This window comes from Pseudanabaena minima str. Chao 2107 (assembly GCF_051131155.1).
Lineage (GTDB): Bacteria > Cyanobacteriota > Cyanobacteriia > Pseudanabaenales > Pseudanabaenaceae > Pseudanabaena > Pseudanabaena minima.
This window is the reverse complement of sequence record NZ_CP159508.1, coordinates 3,982,711-4,003,543: the sequence shown is the minus strand read 5'-3', so window position 1 is coordinate 4,003,543 and position 20,833 is coordinate 3,982,711. Positions and strand designations below refer to the sequence as shown.

Sequence of the window (20,833 nt, the reverse complement as noted above, 5' to 3'; positions counted from 1 at the left end):
TTACGGTTCTCGTTGAAATAGATAACAGTATTGATAACAGTTCTAATATGCCTGATATTTAATACTTCAAATCAATTGAATTAATTTATTATTTGCATTTAACAAATAGATCGCACAAACCCTATGCGGAAACCCGATATCCCAGCTAATGAAAGCGATCGCTTAGTTGTCCTCTATCGCTACCATATTCTCGATACATTTGGGAATTTTATGTCAGCGATACGGGAATGGGAATTGAGTCTAGACATTTTGACAAAGTGTTTCAGATTTTTCAAACCTTAGTATCACGAGATCAGTCTGCTAGTACGAGGGGGCTTGTCGATCGCTAACAAAATTGTGGAAGCCTATAGTGGTAAAATTAGACTAGCTTTTGAAGTTGACAAGGATAGTAAATCTTGTTTTACATCATCCATATCAGAGCTTATGGTACAACCCATAGCTAGGGTTCAAAAAACTTAAGAAGCTTCGATCTAATTTTGCTTGTAGTCTGTACATATCGCGATCGCCCTTTAAAGGTGAGGCTCAGAGTTAAAACCTGTTTTAACGGGTTGATCCTGTTGCGGTAGAGGGGCTGGGGGGGTATGAGTGAGGGTTACACGTAACATCTCAGTTATGAATTCTTTATTAATATTGACTGACGATTAAGCAAAATCCAGAATTTTGTTTTTTTATTTTATCTAGCTTCCTGCTAATAAGTTTATGGCTTTTACTATCAATAGTTCAGAAAAGATTCGGCTTCTGTTCGTCGAAGATGATCAGGAAGATCGCATCGCCTTTACCCAAACTGTGAAACAGCATAGTTTGCCCTATGAATGTACCTTAGCAAGTTCACTCTCAGAGGCACTGGAAATTCTGCGCGATCGCACATTTCAAATTGCGATTCTCGATTACAACTTAGGCAATGGAAGATCTAGCGAGCTATTTGCAATTCTCAAAGAACAAAACTGTCCATTTGTGATCTCGATAGATAGGGGGGATGAGGAAACAGCGGCGGGATTGATGAAGGAAGGGGCAGATGACTATCTAATTAAAGATCCCGAACGCAACTACCTGAAAATTTTACCCGTAACCATTAGTAAAACTCTGAGTCGCCACCAAACCGAGCGGCAATTAAATTTACTCAACCGTGCGATAACGAGCGTCAAAGACAGCATCTACATCTTAGATAACCAAGGAAAGTTACAGTACATTAACAATACTCTTGCCGAGTTTAGTAATATTTCTCCCCAAGAGGCGATCGGTCAAACGATTCAAGTTTTAAAACAGCCTTATCTAGAAGAATGGGTGGACAGTCTTCCTACTTGTTGTCATGAGAGTTGCGGTATCGAAGCAGAAATTGTGATGCGTCGAGCAGATGGCTCAAACTTCGTGGCTTTAGTCTCGGAAACTTGCGTTATCGAAGACCATCACTTAATCAGGGTTGGGGTGATCCGCAACATCACTTCTCTCAAGTCAGTTGAACTTAAATTGCGACATTCTCAACAATGTCTCGAAAATACTGTTAATGAAAGGACTGCCGAACTACAACAAGCAATTGTGGATTTACAGAAAGAGAATCAAGAGCGTACAACAATTGAGGAGTCATTGCGTGCAAATCGGAATCAACTCCAGCAACAACAGGGATTTTTTAGATTAGTCATTGACAGTATCCCTAACTTAATTTTTGTAAAAGATTGGGATGGTCACTATCTCTTTGCTAATCAGGCTATGGCTGAGTTTTATAACACCACAGTTGAAAATCTTGTGGGTAAGACAGATGAAGAATTTCACCCCAATCCTATAGATGCGGAACGATTTCTTCAAGAAAATCGCCAGATAATTGAAACCCAGCAAGAGCTATTCCTGCCCGAAGAGAAAGTACTTTACTTAGATCTGGGTTATCAATGGCTTCAGTGGCACAAGCGCCCGATTAAAATATATGGCAATACAGATGGAGTCTTAGGAGTTGGTATAAATATTACGACTCGAAAACAGATCGAGGTATCCTTAAGTGAGAGTCAGCAACGCTTTGAGTCCCTAGCCGCTGTTGCTCCTGTGGGCATTTATCGCACTAATACCGCTGGTGATGCGATCTACCTTAACGATCGCTGGTGTGAGATCGCAGGCTTGACCGCCGCAGAAGCGTCTGGTCCTAACTGGGCGAGGGCATTGCATCCTGAAGATCGCGAAAAAGTTGGCGCAGAATGGTATGCCTCCGTACAGGAGCATCGTCCGTTTGAGCTTGAGTGTCGTTTTCAAAAGCCCGATGGCACTGTAACTTGGGTTCTTTCACGAGCCAACGCTGAACGCGATATCTATGGCGAAATCATTGGCTATGTGGGGACGATTACCGATATTAGCGATCGCAAACGCGCTGAGACAATCCTACAAAAACTCGTAACAGGAACCGCCGCCGTTACAGGAGCAGACTTTTTTGTGGAATTGGTTCGTCACATTGCCGAGGCTCTCGATGTCACCTATGCTCTCGTAACCGAAGTTGTGGGTGGGCAATTGGTTTCGTTGGGATTTTGGGCAAATGGTAGCTTACAAACTGCTATCTCCTATCTACCCGCAAAGACTCCCTGCGAACTTTGTATGGAATATGGTCAATATCATTGTGAGGAATTCGTCCAAACGGTCTTTGCAGAAGATCCTGATCTTGTGACCATGCAAGCTGAAAGTTACTTAGGAATTGCCTTAAAAGATGATGATGGTAACGTTATTGGTAATCTTTGTGTTTTAGATACAAAGTCAATGCCAGAAACTAAAAGGGCTGAGGCGATCGGCATCTTGCAGGTCTTTGCAGCGAGAGCATCGGCAGAATTGCAGCGCAAAAATGTCAACGAAGAACTCAATCGCCTAAACCATGAGCTAGAGGAACGTGTACTAGAACGGACTCAAGCACTACAAGAACGTGAGGAACAACTTCGAGACTTTTTTGACAATGCGAATGATTTAATCCAAAGCATATCTCCAGAAGGCAACATTTTATTTGTAAATCAAGCTTGGAAAAGTACCTTAGGCTATAGCGAAGCCGAACTAGAAAACTTATCGATTTTTCAAATCATCCATCCTGAAGACCTTGAACATTGTCAGATCGCTATGCAAAATCTATTTTGTGGTGAACAATGTGTCGCGATTGAGACTAGATTTGTAACTAAGGCTGGTCAAACAATTGTTGTGGAAGGCAATGTGAACTGTCAGTTAAAAGATGGCTCACCAGTTGCGACTAGAGGAATCTTCAGAGATATTACCGAACGTAAAAAAGCCCAAAAAGCCTTAGAAGAATCGCAAAGACTCCTACAAACCGTCCTCGATTCCTTCCCCTTAGCAGTATTTTGGAAAGATCGCCAATCGGTTCTCTTAGGTAGCAATCAGTATTTTGCTAATTCCTGTGGACTGGAATCTCCTTTAGAAGTTATTGGCAAAACGAGTTTTGACTTTTCTTTTACTGAAGACGAATCCCGTAAATTCCTAGAAGACGATCAATCTGTAATGGAGTCGGGACTCTCGAAGATTGGTATTGAAGAATCATTTACCTTGGCTAACGGAGAAGTAAACTGGATCGAAACTAATAAAATTCCTTTGCGAGATGCATTGGGAGAAGTTATCGGTTTAGTCGGGACTTTTCAAGATATTAGCGATCGCAAACTTGCCGAAGAAACCTTAGCTGAGAGCGAAGCATTCAATCGTCAGTTAGTCGAAGAGTTTCCGATTGGCTTAGCAAGCTGTCGCTTGGATGGGCACTTAGTATTTGTTAATAACGTTTTTGCCCAAATGTTAGGACGTACAGTTGAGGAAATTCTATCTCTAAGTTATTGGGATATCACACCTACTAAATATGCTGAGCAAGAATCAGAACAATTGCGATTAATTCAAACAGAAGGACGTTATGGTCCCTATGAGAAAGAATACATCCATAAAGATGGACATCTTGTGCCAGTGCTTTTGTCGGGAATAATGATTTTGAGTAAGGGAGAATTTTTGATTTGGTCTAGTGTGCAGGATATTAGCGATCGCAAACAAGCCGAAGCTAAATTGCAGCTAGCTAATGAAGAACTGAAGCGAGCTACCCGCCTTAAAGATGAGTTTCTCGCAAATATGAGTCACGAACTGCGGACACCGCTCAATTCAATTTTAGGAATGAACGAATCGCTACAAGATGAGATATTTGGCAGTATTAATGAGCCCCAACTTAAAGCATTGCAAACCATTGAGAGTAGTAGTACACATCTTTTATCATTGATTAATGACATTCTCGATGTCGCAAAAATTGAATCTGGACAAGTTGACTTAGATTTAACCGCTACTAGTATAGAGAGCTTATGTAAATCTAGTTTGTCATTTATCAATCAGCAAGCACTGACAAAACGTATTCAGCTATCACTGATAGTTCCTCAAAATCTATCAGAAATAATGCTCGATGAGCGTCGCATCCGTCAAGTCTTAATCAATCTGCTAAATAATGCTGTCAAATTTACTTTAGAGGGAGGAACAATCACGCTAGAGGTGACTCAAGTTAAACCTGATGAAGGCGAGACCAATCTCACATCTCCAAATTATTTAAGGATAGCTGTGATTGATACGGGGATAGGTATCTCATCTGAGGATATCAAAAAGCTATTTCAGCCCTTTATCCAAATTGATAGTGCCTTAAATCGTCAATATACTGGCACTGGTTTGGGGCTGGCTCTAGTCAAAAGAATCGTCGAACTTCACGGAGGCAGCGTAGAACTCACCAGCGAATTGGGAGTAGGTAGTTGCTTTGCAATTACTCTTCCCTTTAATGTAGAAAACCCTAACCTCGAAGTCAAAATTCAGTATGATTTGGCAGAGCCATCTCTGATCGATCAAAGTCAAACTGACAACCTAAGCTCTCTCTTACCCTTAATATTGCTTGCCGAAGATAACGAAGCTAATATCAATACATTTTCTAGCTACCTAAAAGCTAAGGGCTATCGCCTTGTATTCGCTAAAGATGGACAACAGGCGATCGCAACTACAAAAGCCGAGCATCCTGATTTGATTTTGATGGATATCCAGATGCCAGTTATAGATGGTCTAGAAGTAATCAAACAAATTCGTCTCGATCCAGATCTTGCTGACATTCCGATTATTGCACTGACGGCTTTAGCAATGACTGGCGATCGCGAAAGATGTCTGGATGCTGGAGCAAATGAATATCTCCAAAAACCTTTAAAGCTTAAGCAATTGGCTATTAGTATTCAACAACTTTTAAACGCAAAGAAAAATGTGTAATTTTTTAGTTTCTGTCTAACCTTAATATCTCTAGCTTTGATATATATGAGAAAAAGTTTATTTAAAAAGAAGTCTATCAATTCATTTAAACTAGGAGATTTTGGGCTTTCTTCGATTGGTACGCGATTATTTTTATCAATAATGACACCTGTGACTATCGGCTTAGCTGGATTGGGGACTCTAATTTATTTAAATGTGGAAGCTGACAAGCTGTACCATCTAACAACAGAAGCAGATCTCAAGGTTAAAGAGGTAGATGCTGAGTTGCGTAACAGTGAAGTTTTTTTAAAAAGTATAGTCGTATCAACTATCAATTTACAAAATAACGGAGTGCGATCGCCATCTGCATACGACCAAATGGTTCTTTCATTTATGTCTGTTCGTCCCAAACTGATTACTGGCTTTGGCGTGATGCAGACTCCAAATGGCTTGGTAGATCGCCAATGGTTTGGATCTTTTATCGAAGAGACGCAACCAAATCGAGGTGTTAACCTTCCCGAAGATGCCAATTACAGTTTAGTGGAACTTTGGCAAGTCGATAAATATCCTGAATTGCAATATTATACCGATGCTGTCAAGGAGAACAAGTTTTTTTGGTCAAAGCCATATATCAATGCAGTTTATCCAGTTCCATTGGTGACATTTGCGGGACCCATTCGCGATCGCAATGGCAATTTAATTGGAATTGTGAATGGTGATATTAACATTAGAGATCTTAATCTTAATGAGAAAAGTCAATCTAATGAGAAAAGTCACTCCAAGGATGATGGATATTCAGTGTTTGTGACTCAAGAGGGAATGATATTAAGTTATGAACCTGATCCTAATAAAGCAATACATTTAGAAAATATTGCATCAATGTCCTCATATAAAGTTATGTGGAATGATGTCCAATCTGAATTAGCTCAAGGAAAATCTCAAGGAATTATCGAGTCAGATGAAACACAAAGTTTTTGGGTTTATGAGAGAGTGCCAAGTAGTCAATGGGTGATGTTGCAATCTATCCCCTATGGTACGGTTGTCAATCCTGCCCTATTGCTATCCATCAGTGCAACTCTGGCGGCAGCGATCGTCATGGCTTTTGTTGTGGGGCTATTTATCCGTTATCTAAACCGTCGATTGCAGCCAATTTTAGAGGCTTGCGAAGTAAAAGGCACAGAAAGCAATGAGCAAATTAGCTCCAATGATGAAATTAGTCGTTTATCGACAGCCTTCTTCAGTATGATGGAGCGCCAAGAAAATCTTTTACATCAATTGCAACTAACCAATACTCAACTGATTGAGTCCCATCGGCTAAAGGATAGTTTTTTGGCAAATATGAGTCACGAACTGCGTACTCCCCTCAATGCCATTTTAGGAATGACGGAATCACTGCAAGAACACATATTTGGCGCAGTCAACGATCGCCAACTTGACGCATTACAAACTGTCGAAAGGAGCGGTAACCATCTCCTCGAATTGATTAACGACATTTTGGACTTAGCAAAAATTGAATCTGGACAGATCGAGCTAGATTTTGAGATCGCTTCAATCTCATTGATAGCTCAATCAAGTTTAGAATTTGTGAAGCAGCAAGCCTTAAAAAAACAAATTCAATTGACCCTCAAACTTGACCCTAACCTTCCTAACTTGCTAATAGATGAACGACGTATTCGTCAAGCATTAATTAATCTCCTCAATAATGCAGTTAAATTTACGCCGACTGGTGGAGGATCGGTCACCTTAGAAGTCAAACAACAGCCTTCTGTCCTAAACAAAACAATAGATACAACACAGGACTATCTACAGATTTCTATAAGCGATGCGGGCATAGGTATCGCGCCAGAGAATATTCAGAAACTATTTCAGCCCTTTATTCAAATCGATAGCGCCTTAAATCGGCAATTTGAGGGGACGGGATTGGGGCTAGCATTGGTAAAGCGCATTGTTGAGCTTCATGGTGGCTATGTAGATTTAACTAGCGAAGTGGGCGTGGGCAGTTGTTTCACAATCCTGCTGCCTTGTCTGCCTCTCCCAAACCCTCAAACTAAAATAGGCTCAGGCAATTTACCAGTCAAGCCCTTAGAAACTAAACTCTCAAACACCTATACAGATATCAGACAGGATTTGCTGATATTGATCGTAGACGATGATGAAGTCAATTCTATGACGGTTTCGAGTTACCTTAAAGCTAAGAATTATCGATTTCTCTTAGCAAAAGATGGGAAAGAAGCGATCGCACTTACTAAAGCCCATAAACCTGATCTGATTTTGATGGATATTCAAATGCCAGTCATGGACGGTTTAGAAGCAACTCGGCAGATCCGTCTCGATCCAAATCTGGTTGATATTCCAATTATTGCGCTGACGGCTTTGGCAATGGCTGGCGATCGCGAAAGATGTCTAGAATCTGGAGCCAACGATTACTTAGTTAAGCCAGTTAAGTTAAAGAATTTAGCTAAAATGATTCAAACGTTATTAGAGAGTGCGGGTTGATGATCATGTTCTGTTGTCTATGATTGCAGAATTATTTTTAGATTTTCTGAAGATGAGAAACTGCTAGAAATGATGATTGTGCTATAGCAATGTAAGTTTTGCTTAGGATATAAAAAGATGAGTGGCGGCGCTTCGCGCCGCCACTCATCTTTTGGGTTTTGATTTGTCCTATCTATCTCTTGCGTTGCTATACGTAGATATTGGCAGTCATGATGAAGTCTATTAGAGCTTTTGGTGACTTAAGTAACTTGATAAAGGCATAATATAAAACTATACAAAAATCAGAAAAGATTAACTCATCCATCATGGCTACCGTTAACGACAACTATCTCAAACTCAAGGCAGGCTACCTGTTTCCCGAAATTGCAAGACGGGTAAACGCCTTTATCGAGGCAAATCCTGACGCAAAAGTGATCCGCCTTGGCATTGGTGATGTCACCGAACCCTTGCCCCAAGCATGTCGTGATGCCATGATCAAAGCGGTTGAAGATATGGGCGATCGCAGTTCATTTAAGGGCTATGGTCCCGAACAAGGCTACGCATGGTTGCGTGAAAAGATTGCAGCGAATGATTTTCAGGCGCGAGGCTGTGATATTGACGCTTCTGAGATTTTTATTTCCGATGGCTCTAAGTGCGACTGTGGCAACATTCTCGATATTTTTGGCGATGACAATATCATTGCTGTAACCGATCCTGTCTATCCTGTGTATGTGGATACGAACGTCATGGCAGGTCACACAGGCGACATCAACGACAAAGGCGAATACGAAGGCTTAGTTTATTTGCCTGTAACTGCCGAAAATAATTTTACCGCCGAGATTCCCACTCAAAAAGTCGATCTGATTTATCTCTGCTTCCCCAACAATCCTACGGGTGCAACTGCAACCAAGGAACATTTGCAAGCATGGGTTGATTATGCGCGGGCAAATGGCTCAATCATCTTCTTTGATGCTGCCTACGAAGCATTTATCACCGATCCAAACCTTCCTCACTCGATTTATGAAATTGAAGGCGCAAAGGAATGTGCGATCGAGTTCCGTTCTTTCTCGAAGAATGCAGGATTTACAGGTACTCGTTGCGCGTTAACCGTTGTGCCTAAGAATTTGATTGGCAAGGCGAAAGATGGTTCTAATGTAGAGTTATGGAAACTCTGGAATCGTCGTCAATCCACTAAGTTTAATGGTGTTTCCTACATCGTCCAACGTGGTGCTGAGGCAGTTTATTCTGAAGAAGGGAAGGCACAAACCAGAGCCTTGATTGACTTCTATATGGAAAATGCCAAGATTATCCGCGAGAAGTTGACTGAAGCAGGTTTGGCTGTCTATGGTGGAGAGAATGCTCCCTATGTATGGGTGAAGACTCCCGCAGGGCTGACCAGTTGGGATTTCTTTGATAAACTCTTGCAAACCTGTAATGTAGTGGGAACCCCCGGTTCTGGTTTTGGTGCAGCAGGTGAAGGTTACTTCCGTATTTCGGCTTTCAACAGTCGCGATAATGTAAATGAAGCCATGCGCCGCATTCTCGACAAGTTCAAATAGTAATTAGGACTTGTAGGGGCGTTGCATTTGCGGGACATTTTTAAAACTCACCACCGAAATCTCAATTCGCAAATGCTGCGCCCTCTGTGCTTAGACATTCTATGGAGTGAAATTTTCAATTCTCAAACAAACCCCTTCAAAATCAGCTAAAACTTCTTCATTTGTAAACCTGACCACTTGCAATCCATAACCCTCTAATCTCTGCGATCGCTCTAAATCATAATCTTTTGCCTCTTGACTATTGTGCGTGTCGCCATCAATTTCAATCACTAGCTTTAAGGCTGGGCAATAAAAGTCTACGATAAAGTTGTCGATTGGTCTTTGTCGATAAAATCTGGTGGAAAGGTGGCGAAGATAGTCATACCAAAGTTTTCGCTCTGCTTTGGTCATGTTTTTGCGAAGTTCTTTAGCGCGATCGCCTAGTTTTGGGTTGTAAGGCAGATGGTTGTCGGTTTGGATCATGGTTTCTTAAAAGCCCCCCTTTCTAAGGGGGGTAGGGGGGATCTAAACTTTTCGCTTTCGTCAGTTGTTTATCTTATGGAATTCTGCCATATGTTCAATTGGGATAGAGGGGTTGTTGGCTGCGTTTGAGGGTTTGATCCCCCCTCCCCCCTTGCAAAGGGGGGCTTTTAAGAGGTTCCTTTATCTGTAATAGTTTTCAAGATTAGTTTCTCATTTTGTGAAGTTGTCTGAAAGCCCCCCTTTCTAAGGGGGGTAGGGGGGATCTTTAGTCACTTTGAATGTATTGAGTCAATTGTGCGATCACCTTGCAAGCTTGAATAAAGTTTTTTGGCTGCGTTTGAAGGGTTGATCCCCCCTACCCCCCTTGCAAAGGGGGGCTTTTAAGAGAAGAGGTTCTTTTGTCTGTAATAGTTTCCAAGATAAGTTTCTCATTTTGTGAAGTTGTCTGAAAGCCCCCCTTTCTAAGGGGGGTAGGGGGGATCTTTAGTCACTTTAAATGTATTGAGTCAATTGTGCGATCGCCTTGCAAGATTGAATAAATTTTTCTTGCTACGTTTGGAGGGTTGATCCCCCCTACCCCCCTTGCAAAGGGGGGCTTTTAAGAGATTTCTTTTTCTGCAATAGTTTCCAAGATAAATTTCTCATTTTGTGAAGTTGTCTAAAGCCCCCCTTTCTAAGGGGGGGAGGGGGGATCTTTAGTCGCCTTGCAAGCTTGAATAAATTTTTCTGGCTCCGTTTAGAGGGTTGATCCCCCCTACCACCCTTGCAAAGGGGGGCTTTTTGCTAGTTGTTGGACTTGTTCTAACAAACTCTGAACTGTGGCTGCGTGGGGGGATTTGAGGTGTTGCAGGATGGTGAGGGATTCTTGGAGATAGGAAATCGCCGTTTGAAAATCGCCATTGTTCGCTGATAAATATCCCATATTTGCAAGTGTCATGGCTTTGCCCTGCACGTTACCGATGCTTTCTTGGATTTCCAAGGACTGCTGATAGAGGGCGATCGCTTGGTCTACCTGTCCCTGTTGGGCATAGATCATTGCCATTTGATGCAATGTGGCGGCTTTGCCCTGCACGTCACCGATGCGATCTGTGATTTCCAAGGACTGCTGATAGAGGGCGATCGCTTGGTCTACCTGTCCCTGTTGGGCATAGATTCCTGCCATTTGATGCAATGTGTCAGCTTTGCCCTGCACATCTCCGATGCGATCTGTGATTTCCAAGGACTGCTGATAGAGGGCGATCGCTTGGTCTATCTGTCCCTGTTGGTCATAGATCATTGCCATTTGATGCAAAGCAGCAGCTACATTTCCCTCATCTCCAATATTCTCATAGATTTCTTTCGCTTGCTGAAATAAAGTTAATGCCTCTTCAATCTCTCCTAATCTCCTTTTAATAAAACCTAAGTAATGACTTAGAGAAACTTTTTCACTCAAATCTTCTTCAGGACAAAGGTTTATAGCCTGCTGGTAGTAATCTAATGCTTGCTGAACATTGCCAAGATTCTGTTCGGCAAATCCAAATTCTTTGAGAACTCTGTAATCTAGCGAAATTTCTATCGTTGATTTACAAATTTGAACAATTTCTCGAAATCTACTAACTTTTCTCCATTTACCTGCTAAAGCATAAGCAATTTTAGAAGCAATCTCTTTCTCGTCACCCAACAAAGCCAACCGATGAATTTCTAATAATTCATCTTCGCTGATGTTGTAATCCGATTCCCACCAAACTCGATAGAGTTCCCTTGCTGCTGTTGCATAAATCTCCTGCGTAAACTCTGGACTTAACAACTCCACCAAAATCTTCGGCACACGATAGAGATCCCCCCTAACCCCCCTTGCAAAGGGGGGCTTGTTCGTTGCTTCTGAGTCCCCCTTTGTAAGGGGGATGCCCGACAGGGCAGGGGGATCTTCCACTTCCAATAAACCGATCGCCTTTGCCCGAACTTGATGCAGCTTGAGATTCTCAACTCCCTCACATACCTTCGCAAACACCAACTCAGGCACAGGCAAATCGAACACCAAACCCAGCCTTAACATTTCCCGCAAATCTGGACTTTGCTGAGCTAGTAACGTCTCCGCGAGAATATGTTCGCGAAACTCAATTTGCTTCGCATTCATCCGATCCAAAACTTCCTGCTTTTGTGCCTCCGTCAACAGATCATTCGGCAAAATCGCCGCCAACCACTCCAACAACCTCGGATTCCCATCCGCCACCGCGATCGCCTGTTTTTGTAACGCCACCAAAGGCTCCGCATCCTCACGCGACAACATCGGCAACTTAAACCCAGCAAGGCGATCGCACTTCTTCTTAAGATCCACACCCCGCAACGAAAACAACGGCACGCGAAATAGCCTTGCATTTAGGGCAACGTCGGGCAAATTAAAATCATAGCGACAGGTCACAATCAACCGATGGCGCAAACCAGAACGGGCGATCGCACTCACCAAAGCCATCAAAGGCTCCACCACCTCATACTTCAGCACCCATGCCCCAAACGCATTCTCTTCCAGATTCTCCTCAAAATCATCCAAAACAAACATCAAACAGCGATCCTTCTCATTCATGCCCTCCTTGAGAAACTTCGTCAACTTCTGCATTAGCGGTAACTTACCATTGAGAATCTCATGCCCCGCCTCAGAAGTGCAATTTTTCGCCAAATCCTGCAACAGCTTCGCCTCATCAAACTGCTTGTAATTAAAAATCGTGTCATAGTTCGAGTTTTGCGGATCGGCAATCCGTTCCAACAACCGCTTCGCCACCGTCGTCTTACCCAAACCACCCATCCCATGCAACAACACCCCCAGATTATTGCTCTCCCGCAACTCCCGCAAACAGGTCTGCAAAATGCGCCGCCGCCCCACAAAGTCCTCGCGCCGCACCACCCTCGGCGTAGTCGCATCATCAGGATCGAGAAATAACTGCTCAATTTCTGAAGACCCTTGCCACAGGCGATCGCCCAACGGCAACACCAACGCCGCTAAACTCACATCCAACTTGCCGCGCCCATACAACCGCAACAAATACCAATTAGAAATATTCTCCTCTCGCAATTTCTGATAGGTCGCCGCGATCGCCTCTACTAAACTATTCGCCGAAGCCAAAGACTCATACAAACAAGCCGCCGCCAGAGTCGCCACATCATCCCCAATCGGACGACCCCAACCCAACACCGCCGTCAATCCCAAATTCAACAAATACTAAACTATTCGCCGAAGCCAAAGACTCATACAAACAAGCCGCCGCCAGAGTCGCCACATCATCCCCAATCGGACGACCCCAACCCAACACCGCCGTCAATCCCAAATTTAACAAACACTCTGCCATCGAAGGCGTAGCACCCTGCTCGCCAGCCTGACCCGTCCGACAGCCCGACAAAAACACTAAACGCGGCAACCGAAACCGCAAGGCATTGGCAATCTCAACCGCCTTCGCATCACAGCGATCGCCCGTCTCCGTCTCCGTAATAAAAAACGGCTGACCATCATCAGCGATCGAAGCATGACCCGTCAAATGAAACACATCAAAATGATTAGTGCCATAGCGCCGCCAAGTCTTTTCCAACTCACTCACACAGCCACTTTCCTCCACCCGCAAGGTCAGCGCCAAGTCCCGCGTCGCCTCTAAAATCTTGCCCTCCTCCTTCTCAAACTCCAAACGTGGCAGCACCCCTTCAGGATCAGTCGCCATAAACATCACCCGCAAAGGACGATCGGCTGGCTCAATGGCAACCACCTCTCCCTTAGTCCAGCGCACAGGAACAACCTTAGGAAAAGTGCGATCGATCAAAAATCCCTCGCGATCGTGTAGCACCTCCCAAGGCAAATGCGGGAGTTTAGCTAAGTTGGCGATCGCTAAAACCAACAATTCCCCCTGACAGTCAGCCAAGGCACGACTCAACCAGCGCCCATCCCCATCCAACCAGCCAAATAATTTCTTCCCGATCGCCACAGGGTCAGGCATCAGCGTATAAATATCCCGTTCCGCTAAAGCGATCGCATCCTCAATATCACTAATCCGCAAGATCTGCTTTTCATAGCCTTGACCATTCAGCTTTTGATACCGCAACTCAACCTTAGTCTCACTGCTGGGATGCAACTCGATATAAAGAATTTGCACAAACTACTCCCAAGTTGTTTGCAAAATTTTTTGCTGGTAAGCTAGAGCAAGCTATATCTCATTAAAGCATCTCTTTTATTCTTTACCTTTCACCTTCTTAATCAAATTCATAGGAGGTTAACCTCGTGACCACGCTAACTGGACTAGATCGCATCACCTTTGATCCACAGATTATGGCTGGACAAGCTTGCATTCGTGGAATGCGGATACCTATTTCTGTAGTTGTCAACCTGATTGCCAATGGTTTATCGATCGCGGAAATTATTGAGGATTATCCATATCTCGAACCAGAAGACATTCAACAATCCCTAAAATATGCCGCATGGCTAACTCAAGAACGGGTGATTTTCTTGCCACAAACCGCCCAAGCTGTATGAAATTTTTAGGTGATATGGGCATCTCTCCCCGCACGATCGCCCTTTTACGAGAGCGCGGTTATGATGCAATTCATCTGGTCGAGCAAAATCTAGAACGGATGCCAGATCCAAGCATTTTACAAAAATCTCGGCAAGAAGGGCGAATATTGCTTACAGTGGATTTAGATTTTACTCAACTGCTAGCAATTAGCGGTGAAAGCTTACCTAGCGTGATTTTATTTCGTTTGGGAAATGTCAGTCGAGAAGTAGTTAATACCTATTTATTATCTGTCTTAACAAACTATTCAACAGAGTTAGAAAGTGGCGCAATTATCTCAGTAAATGAAGGTTCCATTCGACTAAGGCGTTTACCTTTATAACTGATGTTAAGTGGAAGGAATTTCTGCAATGTTGAAGGATCGGGGCTGGCACGGGGGCACAGCCCCTACCAAAATTTAAATTATTCAGGTAGTCGCCATCCCCCCGTGGTTGCCCTATTTTGCTATCAGCAAGAAATTCATGCCCTGAGAACACCAATTTATAAGTAAAAGAAACTTACTTATGGGTGCGTTACGGCTGCGCCTAACAGCACCCTACCACTTAACTCTCTAAAACTTTACGGATTTGTTCGATTGTCGCATTTTCTAGCAAGAGACGTTCACCTTTGCGTCCAACGATCAACACCTTCGCAATCTTCTTGCCCGACTTGCCAGCCTTATATTCCTGATACCATTTACGGATTTGCTCCGCAACTGCCAAAGTGCCAGATACAATCCCAACAATCGAAGCGATCGTCGCAAGTACACCTTCACGCTGAATCTCTTCATTCACAGCATAGGAGCCTTCAATTCCTTCTAAAGCCAACAATTCCTCAGTAGCTTCAATCGCTCCATCACCTTCGATCGCAAATTTAATTTCTGAACTAACTTCTGACATGATCGAGTTAACCAATTGCTAATTTGACTAAAATTTTAGGTTATATTTGGTTTCTGATAGATAAGTGTAAGGTGCTGATCTGTGCGACCTCACACTTGAGGTATAACAATCAAGATAAATCTAAAGGTGATGACTGTGAAAGCGAAGAATAGTTTAAAAGCGATCGCCAATTACTTAAAACTGAAACTTCAGATGAGGCGATCTTTGCAGATATTCGTAGCTTTCGTGATTACCTTTCTGATTGCCGTGTCTCCTGCGCTGTTAAATGTCGTTGCACAGGAAAGTCGCTTCTCCCTGAGGATTTTGCATACTAACGATCATCACGCGCATTTGGAACCTGTCAAATATGGCGATCGCCTATTGGGTGGAATCGCCCGTCGTCGCACTCTCATCGATCAAATTCGTGCGGAGAATAAGACTAATCAAGAGCCTTTGCTGCTATTGGATGCAGGGGATATTTTTCAAGGTACGCTCTATTTCAATCAATATCTCGGACAGGCGGATCTCGATTTTTATAATGCCCTTGCCTACGATGCAGGAACCATTGGCAACCATGAATTCGATCGCGGTCAGCAAGTCCTCGCTGACTTCATCGCTAAGGCAAAATTCCCCATCATTTCCGCAAATATCGACATTGCACCCGAATCGCCTCTCTATGGCAAAGTTCGTCCTTGGCATGTTCTTGATATGAAAGGCGAAAAGATTGGTGTATTTGGCTTGACGACTCCTGACACGGCGATATTAGCCAATGTCGGTGATGGAGTGAAGTTTACTGATCCGATCGCGGCAGCACAAACTTCAATATCGGCTCTCAAACAACAGGGAATTAATAAAATTATTGCCCTAACACACATTGGATTTGAGAATGATGTCACATTAGCGCGAAAAGTCCCTGACATTGATATTATTATTGGTGGTCATAGCCATACATCCATTGGCAATATTCCCAATGCTAATCATCCCTATCCATTGGTTGAGAAGAATGGAACTAAGGAACCTGTACTGGTAGTCACAGATTGGGAATGGGGTAAATATTTAGGCGATCTGTCGGTGAGTTTTGATCGCACGGGTAAGTTGATTGCTTGGGCAGGTAAACCCCATGCCATTGACGAAAGTATCAAACCCAATCAAGAATTTGTCGATAAACTCAAAGCCTATGCTGCTCCAATTGAAGCACTACGTCAAAAGATTATTGGTAAATCTTTGGTAGCGCTAGATGGCGATCGCGTTAAACTACGCACTAGCGAAACGGCTTTAGGCAATTTGATTGCTGATGCGATCTTGGCAAAAACAAAGATAGATCAAGTCCAAGTTGCTCTAATCAATGCGGGTGGAATTCGCAATGGATTCCCTCTAGGCAATATCACGATGGGAAATGTCTTAGAAGTACTTCCCTTTGGCAATACGATTACAAGGGTAGAGTTAACTGGCAAGCAGTTACAAGAAACATTAGAGAGTGGTGTAAGTATGGCGGAGCAAGGGGAAGGCAGATTTCCCCAAGTGGCAGGAATTCGCTTTGTATGGAATGCGAAACTTCCCGTAGGCAAGCGAGTTACGAAAGTAGAAGTTAAAGATGTTTCAGGTAACTTCCAATTATTGAATCCCAAGGCAATTTATAAGGTAGCCACAAATAACTTCCTTGCTTCTGGTGGTGATGGTTATCGTGTTTTTGCGGAAGGTAAAAATCTATTAGAAACTGGGTATCTACTATCGGATGCGATCGCTGAATATATCACTGCTAACTCACCCTTGCAGGTAAAGACCGAGAATCGCATTGTCCGTCAGTAAAATTTAGTCATGGGATCAATATATAGCTGTCGCCATGCTTGTTAGGACATAAAAACCAAATAGTGTGAGGCGGCGGTTCGCGCCACCTCACACTATTTGGTTTTTGATTTGTCTTGATATAGGTGTCTATAGCTATATGCTTTTGAGGTAAGGCAGCGATCGCTATAAGTTTCTGAGTAACAGTCTGGGCTAACCAGATCCTCAACAATTAATACAAATCTACAATGCAATTTGTATTAATCTTAAAAAAATCACTTATGTATATCGATTCTACGCCCTACCCCTACCCCTACAACGGCGATCTCAGACCAGATAATACGGCTTTGATCATCATCGACATGCAAACTGACTTTTGCGGTGTCGGCGGCTATGTAGACAAAATGGGCTATGACCTCTCACTCACCCGCGCCCCCATCGAGCCAATCAAAAAAGTCTTGACCCTATTTCGTGAAAAAGGCTTTTTGATCATCCATACCCGCGAAGGTCATCGCCCCGACTTATCAGATTTACCTGAAAATAAGCGCTGGCGATCGCAAAGAATTGGTGCAGGAATTGGCGATGAAGGACCTTGTGGCAAGATCTTAGTACGTGGTGAAAAGGGTTGGGACATCATTCCCGATCTGTACCCTATAGATGGTGAGCCAATTATTGACAAACCTGGTAAAGGCTCGTTTTATGCCACTGATCTCGACTTGATCTTGAAACGCAATGGCATTCAAAATATTATTTTGTCAGGTATTACCACTGATGTTTGCGTCCATACGACCATGCGTGATGCCAATGATCGCGGCTATGAATGTTTGATGCTATCAGACTGCACAGGCGCTACTGACTATGGCAACCACCTTGCAGCCCTAAAAATGATTGAAATGCAAGGCGGCGTATTTGGTGCAGTCAGTGATTCTGAAACATTGACTACAGCGATCGCCAAAAATTTCTAGTTAAATCATAAAAATGCATATAAGTATACGTCGCTATGGAAAAACCGATGCCTGACGATCTTGAAAGCGATCTTGCTGCTAATCTGGTCGAAGAAGAATCTATGAAAGAGTCGATACCATCCTTGGCTATTCCAGCTAGTGTTTCTACTGATACTCTGCGATCGCACCTACCGCCTGAACTAGAACTCGTAAATATCTCTAAGAGATTTGGTTCTTTCGTTGCCGTTGACAACGTATCACTTAAGCTTGCCCCCGGAACTTTTCACGCCTTACTTGGTGAAAATGGTGCAGGTAAGAGTACTTTGGTCAAGTGCATTATGGGTTTCCATGCGGCAACTCATGGCGACATTTTGATTAATAAACAGTCCCGCGATATCCATAGTCCTCGCGATGCTTATAACTATGGTATTGGCATGGTTTATCAGCATTTCACCGTTGTACCTGCCATGACAGTTGCGGAAAACCTTTTACTGGTTCGCCCTGATACCCCCAAGGTGATTAACTGGAAAGATGAATTAGAAAAGCTAGAAGCATTCATGGCTTCGGCTCCTTTCAAAATTGATCTCAATACTCCAATTTCACAACTGGCGGCTGGACAAAAGCAAAAGTTAGAAATTCTCAAACAGCTTTATCTCAAAAGTCGTATTCTCATTCTTGATGAACCTACATCAGTATTAACTCCCCAAGAGGCTGATGAAGTATTAGGACTTTTACGTGAAGAAGTCACCGCAGGCAGATTAAGCGTACTGATGATCAGTCACAAGTTCCGCGAGATTACCACCTTTGCCGACAATGTCACAGTACTGCGTAAAGGTAAATTTGCAGGAACGGGTTCTACGAAAGATCTATCAGTTTCTGATATGGCTGCCATGATGCTAGGTGAAGCGAAAGAAGCCCGTCAAGTTGCCAAAACAGAAGTTACTACAGATAATCTGGTTCTTGATGCGCGTAATCTTCATGCCGATCGCGACAATGGTTTAGAAGCAGTCACTGGTGTTAATTTAAAAATCAAGAGTGGCGAAATTGTCGGTATCGCTGGTGTCTCAGGCAATGGTCAGAGGGAGTTAGTAGAAGTTCTATCTGGTCAGCGTATTCTCACGGCTGGTGAAATTTTTGTCAACGGCGATCGCTATACTGCTACCCGCAAGGAAATGTATACCCATCAAGTATTTTCACTACCTGAAGAACCTCTGCGAAATGCCTGTGTGCCACACATGAGTGTTGCCGAAAACTTGGCTTTACGCACCTTTGATCGTCCTCCACAAGCTAAAGCAGGAATCCTCTTACTATTCAAAGCAATTCGTGAAACTGCGAAGAATTTGATCAAGGTCTTCTCCATTAAAACACCATCTCCTGAAACTCCTGTGGGTAATCTTTCAGGTGGTAATGTACAGCGTACAGTTCTTGCTAGAGAGCTATCTGCTGAGCAAATCAAATTATTGATTGTGGCAAATCCTGTCTTCGGCTTGGACTTTGCGGCGGTTGAATATATTCATAATCAAATTGTCGAAGCGCGAAATCGTGGCGTTGCTGTCCTCCTAGTCAGTGAAGATCTCGATGAAATCTTGACTCTAAGCGATCGCATTCTGGTCATGAGTGACGGTAAATTTGTTTATGAAAGTACCAGTGCTGAAGTCAATCTCGCCGAAATTGGGCAGAAGATGGCGGGACATTAACGATGATCATCAATCAACAAGTTCGGATCTTTCCCGAATTGCTTACTCGCGCTAGCTATGATGATCTATTGTGGGAGCCATTTCGCAAAGGAGTCGAAATCTATCCTTTATATAAGAGTGATACGGGAGCAAGTGCGGCTCTACTCCGCTATGAAGCTGGAGCCAGAGTTCCCCATCATTCCCATTCAGGTTACGAACATATATTTGTATTGTCGGGTTCACAAGCCGATGCCAATGGCAAATACAACAAAGGTTCAGTAATCATCAATCCTCCTGATACTAGCCACCAAGTCTCTAGTGAAGAAGGCTGTGTAGTGCTTATTGTTTGGGAAAAACCTGTAATTATTAACGAATAATTTATACCAACTCACAAAAGTGTCATCACACTTTTGTGAGTTGAGAACCAATTCCAGTCAGGGTTTTAAAAACACAAAATAACCTATTTGTGTTTTTTGTATTTATCCATTAATACAGGCGGTGCAATGCAGTGCCTGTAAGCAAATTACTGAGGAAAAACTTATGCCTGCGATCGCTGCTCAGCCCTATGAATACGAGCTACCAACTGATAGCAAAGTTGCTCTTGTGATTATTGATATGCAACGAGATTTTTTAGAACATGGCGGATTCGGTGAAGCCCTTGGGAATGATGTCACCCAACTGCAAAGCATTGTGCCAACTGTCAAGCAACTGTTAGACACTTTCCGAGCGCTAAATTTGCCAGTCATTCATACAATTGAGGCGCATTCACCTGATCTATCCGATTGTCCTCCTTCAAAGCTCAATCGCGGCAAAGGCGATCATCTCAAGATTGGGGATCAAGGCTCAATGGGCAGGATCTTAATCGCTGGTGAAGATGGAAATAACCCTATTCCTGAACTTACACCTTTAGAGAATGAAATCGTGATCATTAAGCCTGGTAAAGGAGCTTTTTGTCGGACAAATCTAGAAGAGATTTTACAAAAGGAAAATATTACCCATCTTCTATTTACAGGTGTAACTACGGAAGTTTGTGTACAGACAACAATGCGTGAAGCTAATGATCGTGGTTATGAATGCTTACTGATCGAAGATGGAACTGCTAGCTATTTCCCAGAATTTAAGTCGTCAACCATTGAAATGCTTCGCGCTCAAGGCGGTATTATTGGCTGGACTGCTGACTCTGAGGCAGTGATTTCGGCTCTCGCACCTAAAGCAATGGCGATCGCATAGATCATTTACAGCGCAAAGCGTAAAACAATTCTCATTAAAAAAAACAATATTGGGTTTTCCAGTGCCTATGGTAATGGAAAATCCAATATTGTTTTTTTA

Annotated in this window: 14 protein-coding genes; 10 read left to right on the top strand and 4 right to left on the bottom strand. The window is 43.1% G+C overall.

Going from position 1 to position 20,833, the window contains the following annotated elements:
* Nucleotides 1–699: 699 nt before the first annotated feature.
* From ABM313_RS18215 to ABM313_RS18205, 3 genes are all read left to right on the top strand, one after another.
* Nucleotides 700–5,238 (top strand): PAS domain S-box protein, encoded by a 4,539-nt coding sequence (locus ABM313_RS18215; RefSeq protein ID WP_434684571.1) that lies wholly within the window; start codon nt 700–702, stop codon nt 5,236–5,238.
* A gap of 141 nt (nt 5,239–5,379) precedes the next feature.
* Nucleotides 5,380–7,713, top strand: a complete 2,334-nt coding sequence (locus ABM313_RS18210) for a response regulator (RefSeq protein ID WP_434684570.1) — start codon at nt 5,380–5,382, stop codon at nt 7,711–7,713.
* A gap of 305 nt (nt 7,714–8,018) precedes the next feature.
* A complete protein-coding gene (locus ABM313_RS18205; protein ID WP_434684569.1) occupies nt 8,019–9,251 on the top strand; it encodes an LL-diaminopimelate aminotransferase in 1,233 nt (410 codons plus the stop codon).
* 99 nt (nt 9,252–9,350) lie between these two features.
* Here the strand turns inward: ABM313_RS18205 and ABM313_RS18200 are convergent, their stop codons facing one another.
* From ABM313_RS18200 to ABM313_RS18190, 3 genes are all read right to left on the bottom strand, one after another.
* On the bottom strand, nt 9,351–9,713 hold the full coding sequence (locus ABM313_RS18200; protein WP_434684568.1) for an endonuclease domain-containing protein: 363 nt from the start codon (nt 9,711–9,713) through the stop codon (nt 9,351–9,353).
* Nucleotides 9,714–10,467: 754 nt separating this feature from the next.
* Nucleotides 10,468–12,906, bottom strand: a complete 2,439-nt coding sequence (locus ABM313_RS18195; protein WP_434684567.1) for a tetratricopeptide repeat protein — start codon at nt 12,904–12,906, stop codon at nt 10,468–10,470.
* Entirely contained in the window at nt 12,851–13,828 is a 978-nt protein-coding gene (locus tag ABM313_RS18190; RefSeq protein ID WP_434684566.1) for a CHAT domain-containing protein, read from the bottom strand. The genes ABM313_RS18195 and ABM313_RS18190 overlap by 56 nt, the downstream gene beginning before the upstream one ends.
* A gap of 125 nt (nt 13,829–13,953) precedes the next feature.
* On the opposite strand from ABM313_RS18190, the gene ABM313_RS18185 reads away from it, so the two are divergent.
* Entirely contained in the window at nt 13,954–14,205 is a 252-nt protein-coding gene (locus ABM313_RS18185) for a DUF433 domain-containing protein (protein WP_434684565.1), read from the top strand.
* Nucleotides 14,202–14,564 (top strand): DUF5615 family PIN-like protein, encoded by a 363-nt coding sequence (locus tag ABM313_RS18180; protein WP_434684564.1) that lies wholly within the window; start codon nt 14,202–14,204, stop codon nt 14,562–14,564. The genes ABM313_RS18185 and ABM313_RS18180 overlap by 4 nt, the downstream gene beginning before the upstream one ends.
* Nucleotides 14,565–14,784: 220 nt before the next feature.
* On the opposite strand, the gene ABM313_RS18175 is transcribed toward ABM313_RS18180, so the two are convergent.
* Nucleotides 14,785–15,120: a hypothetical protein gene (locus tag ABM313_RS18175; protein ID WP_434684563.1), complete on the bottom strand. Its 336-nt coding sequence runs from the start codon at nt 15,118–15,120 to the stop codon at nt 14,785–14,787.
* 135 nt (nt 15,121–15,255) lie between these two features.
* On the opposite strand from ABM313_RS18175, the gene ABM313_RS18170 reads away from it, so the two are divergent.
* From ABM313_RS18170 to ABM313_RS18150, 5 genes are all read left to right on the top strand, one after another.
* The gene (locus tag ABM313_RS18170) at nt 15,256–16,908 is read left to right on the top strand and encodes a bifunctional metallophosphatase/5'-nucleotidase (protein WP_434684562.1); all 1,653 of its coding nucleotides are present in this window, start codon (nt 15,256–15,258) and stop codon (nt 16,906–16,908) included.
* A 257-nt stretch (nt 16,909–17,165) separates the two neighbouring features.
* Nucleotides 17,166–17,849 (top strand): biuret amidohydrolase, encoded by a 684-nt coding sequence (gene biuH, locus ABM313_RS18165; protein WP_434684561.1) that lies wholly within the window; start codon nt 17,166–17,168, stop codon nt 17,847–17,849.
* A gap of 101 nt (nt 17,850–17,950) precedes the next feature.
* Nucleotides 17,951–19,525, top strand: a complete 1,575-nt coding sequence (locus ABM313_RS18160; protein ID WP_434688517.1) for an ABC transporter ATP-binding protein — start codon at nt 17,951–17,953, stop codon at nt 19,523–19,525.
* A gap of 2 nt (nt 19,526–19,527) precedes the next feature.
* Nucleotides 19,528–19,881, top strand: coding sequence for a cupin domain-containing protein (locus ABM313_RS18155; RefSeq protein ID WP_434684560.1), 354 nt, complete (start codon nt 19,528–19,530; stop codon nt 19,879–19,881).
* Nucleotides 19,882–20,044: 163 nt separating this feature from the next.
* On the top strand, nt 20,045–20,734 hold the full coding sequence (locus ABM313_RS18150; protein WP_434684559.1) for a cysteine hydrolase family protein: 690 nt from the start codon (nt 20,045–20,047) through the stop codon (nt 20,732–20,734).
* The last annotated feature ends 99 nt before the right edge of the window (nt 20,735–20,833 follow it).

Bases quoted from the DNA above. Each gene is read 5' to 3' on its own strand.
- ABM313_RS18215 (WP_434684571.1), top strand. From the start codon at position 700: ATGGCTTTTACTATCAATAGTTCAGAAAAGATTCGGCTTCTGTTCGTC.
- ABM313_RS18210 (WP_434684570.1), top strand. From the start codon at position 5,380: ATGACACCTGTGACTATCGGCTTAGCTGGATTGGGGACTCTAATTTAT.
- ABM313_RS18205 (WP_434684569.1), top strand. From the start codon at position 8,019: ATGGCTACCGTTAACGACAACTATCTCAAACTCAAGGCAGGCTACCTG.
- ABM313_RS18200 (WP_434684568.1), bottom strand. From the start codon at position 9,713: ATGATCCAAACCGACAACCATCTGCCTTACAACCCAAAACTAGGCGAT.
- ABM313_RS18180 (WP_434684564.1), top strand. From the start codon at position 14,202: ATGAAATTTTTAGGTGATATGGGCATCTCTCCCCGCACGATCGCCCTT.
- ABM313_RS18175 (WP_434684563.1), bottom strand. From the start codon at position 15,120: ATGTCAGAAGTTAGTTCAGAAATTAAATTTGCGATCGAAGGTGATGGA.
- biuH (WP_434684561.1), top strand. From the start codon at position 17,166: ATGTATATCGATTCTACGCCCTACCCCTACCCCTACAACGGCGATCTC.
- ABM313_RS18160 (WP_434688517.1), top strand. From the start codon at position 17,951: ATGAAAGAGTCGATACCATCCTTGGCTATTCCAGCTAGTGTTTCTACT.
- ABM313_RS18155 (WP_434684560.1), top strand. From the start codon at position 19,528: ATGATCATCAATCAACAAGTTCGGATCTTTCCCGAATTGCTTACTCGC.
- ABM313_RS18150 (WP_434684559.1), top strand. From the start codon at position 20,045: ATGCCTGCGATCGCTGCTCAGCCCTATGAATACGAGCTACCAACTGAT.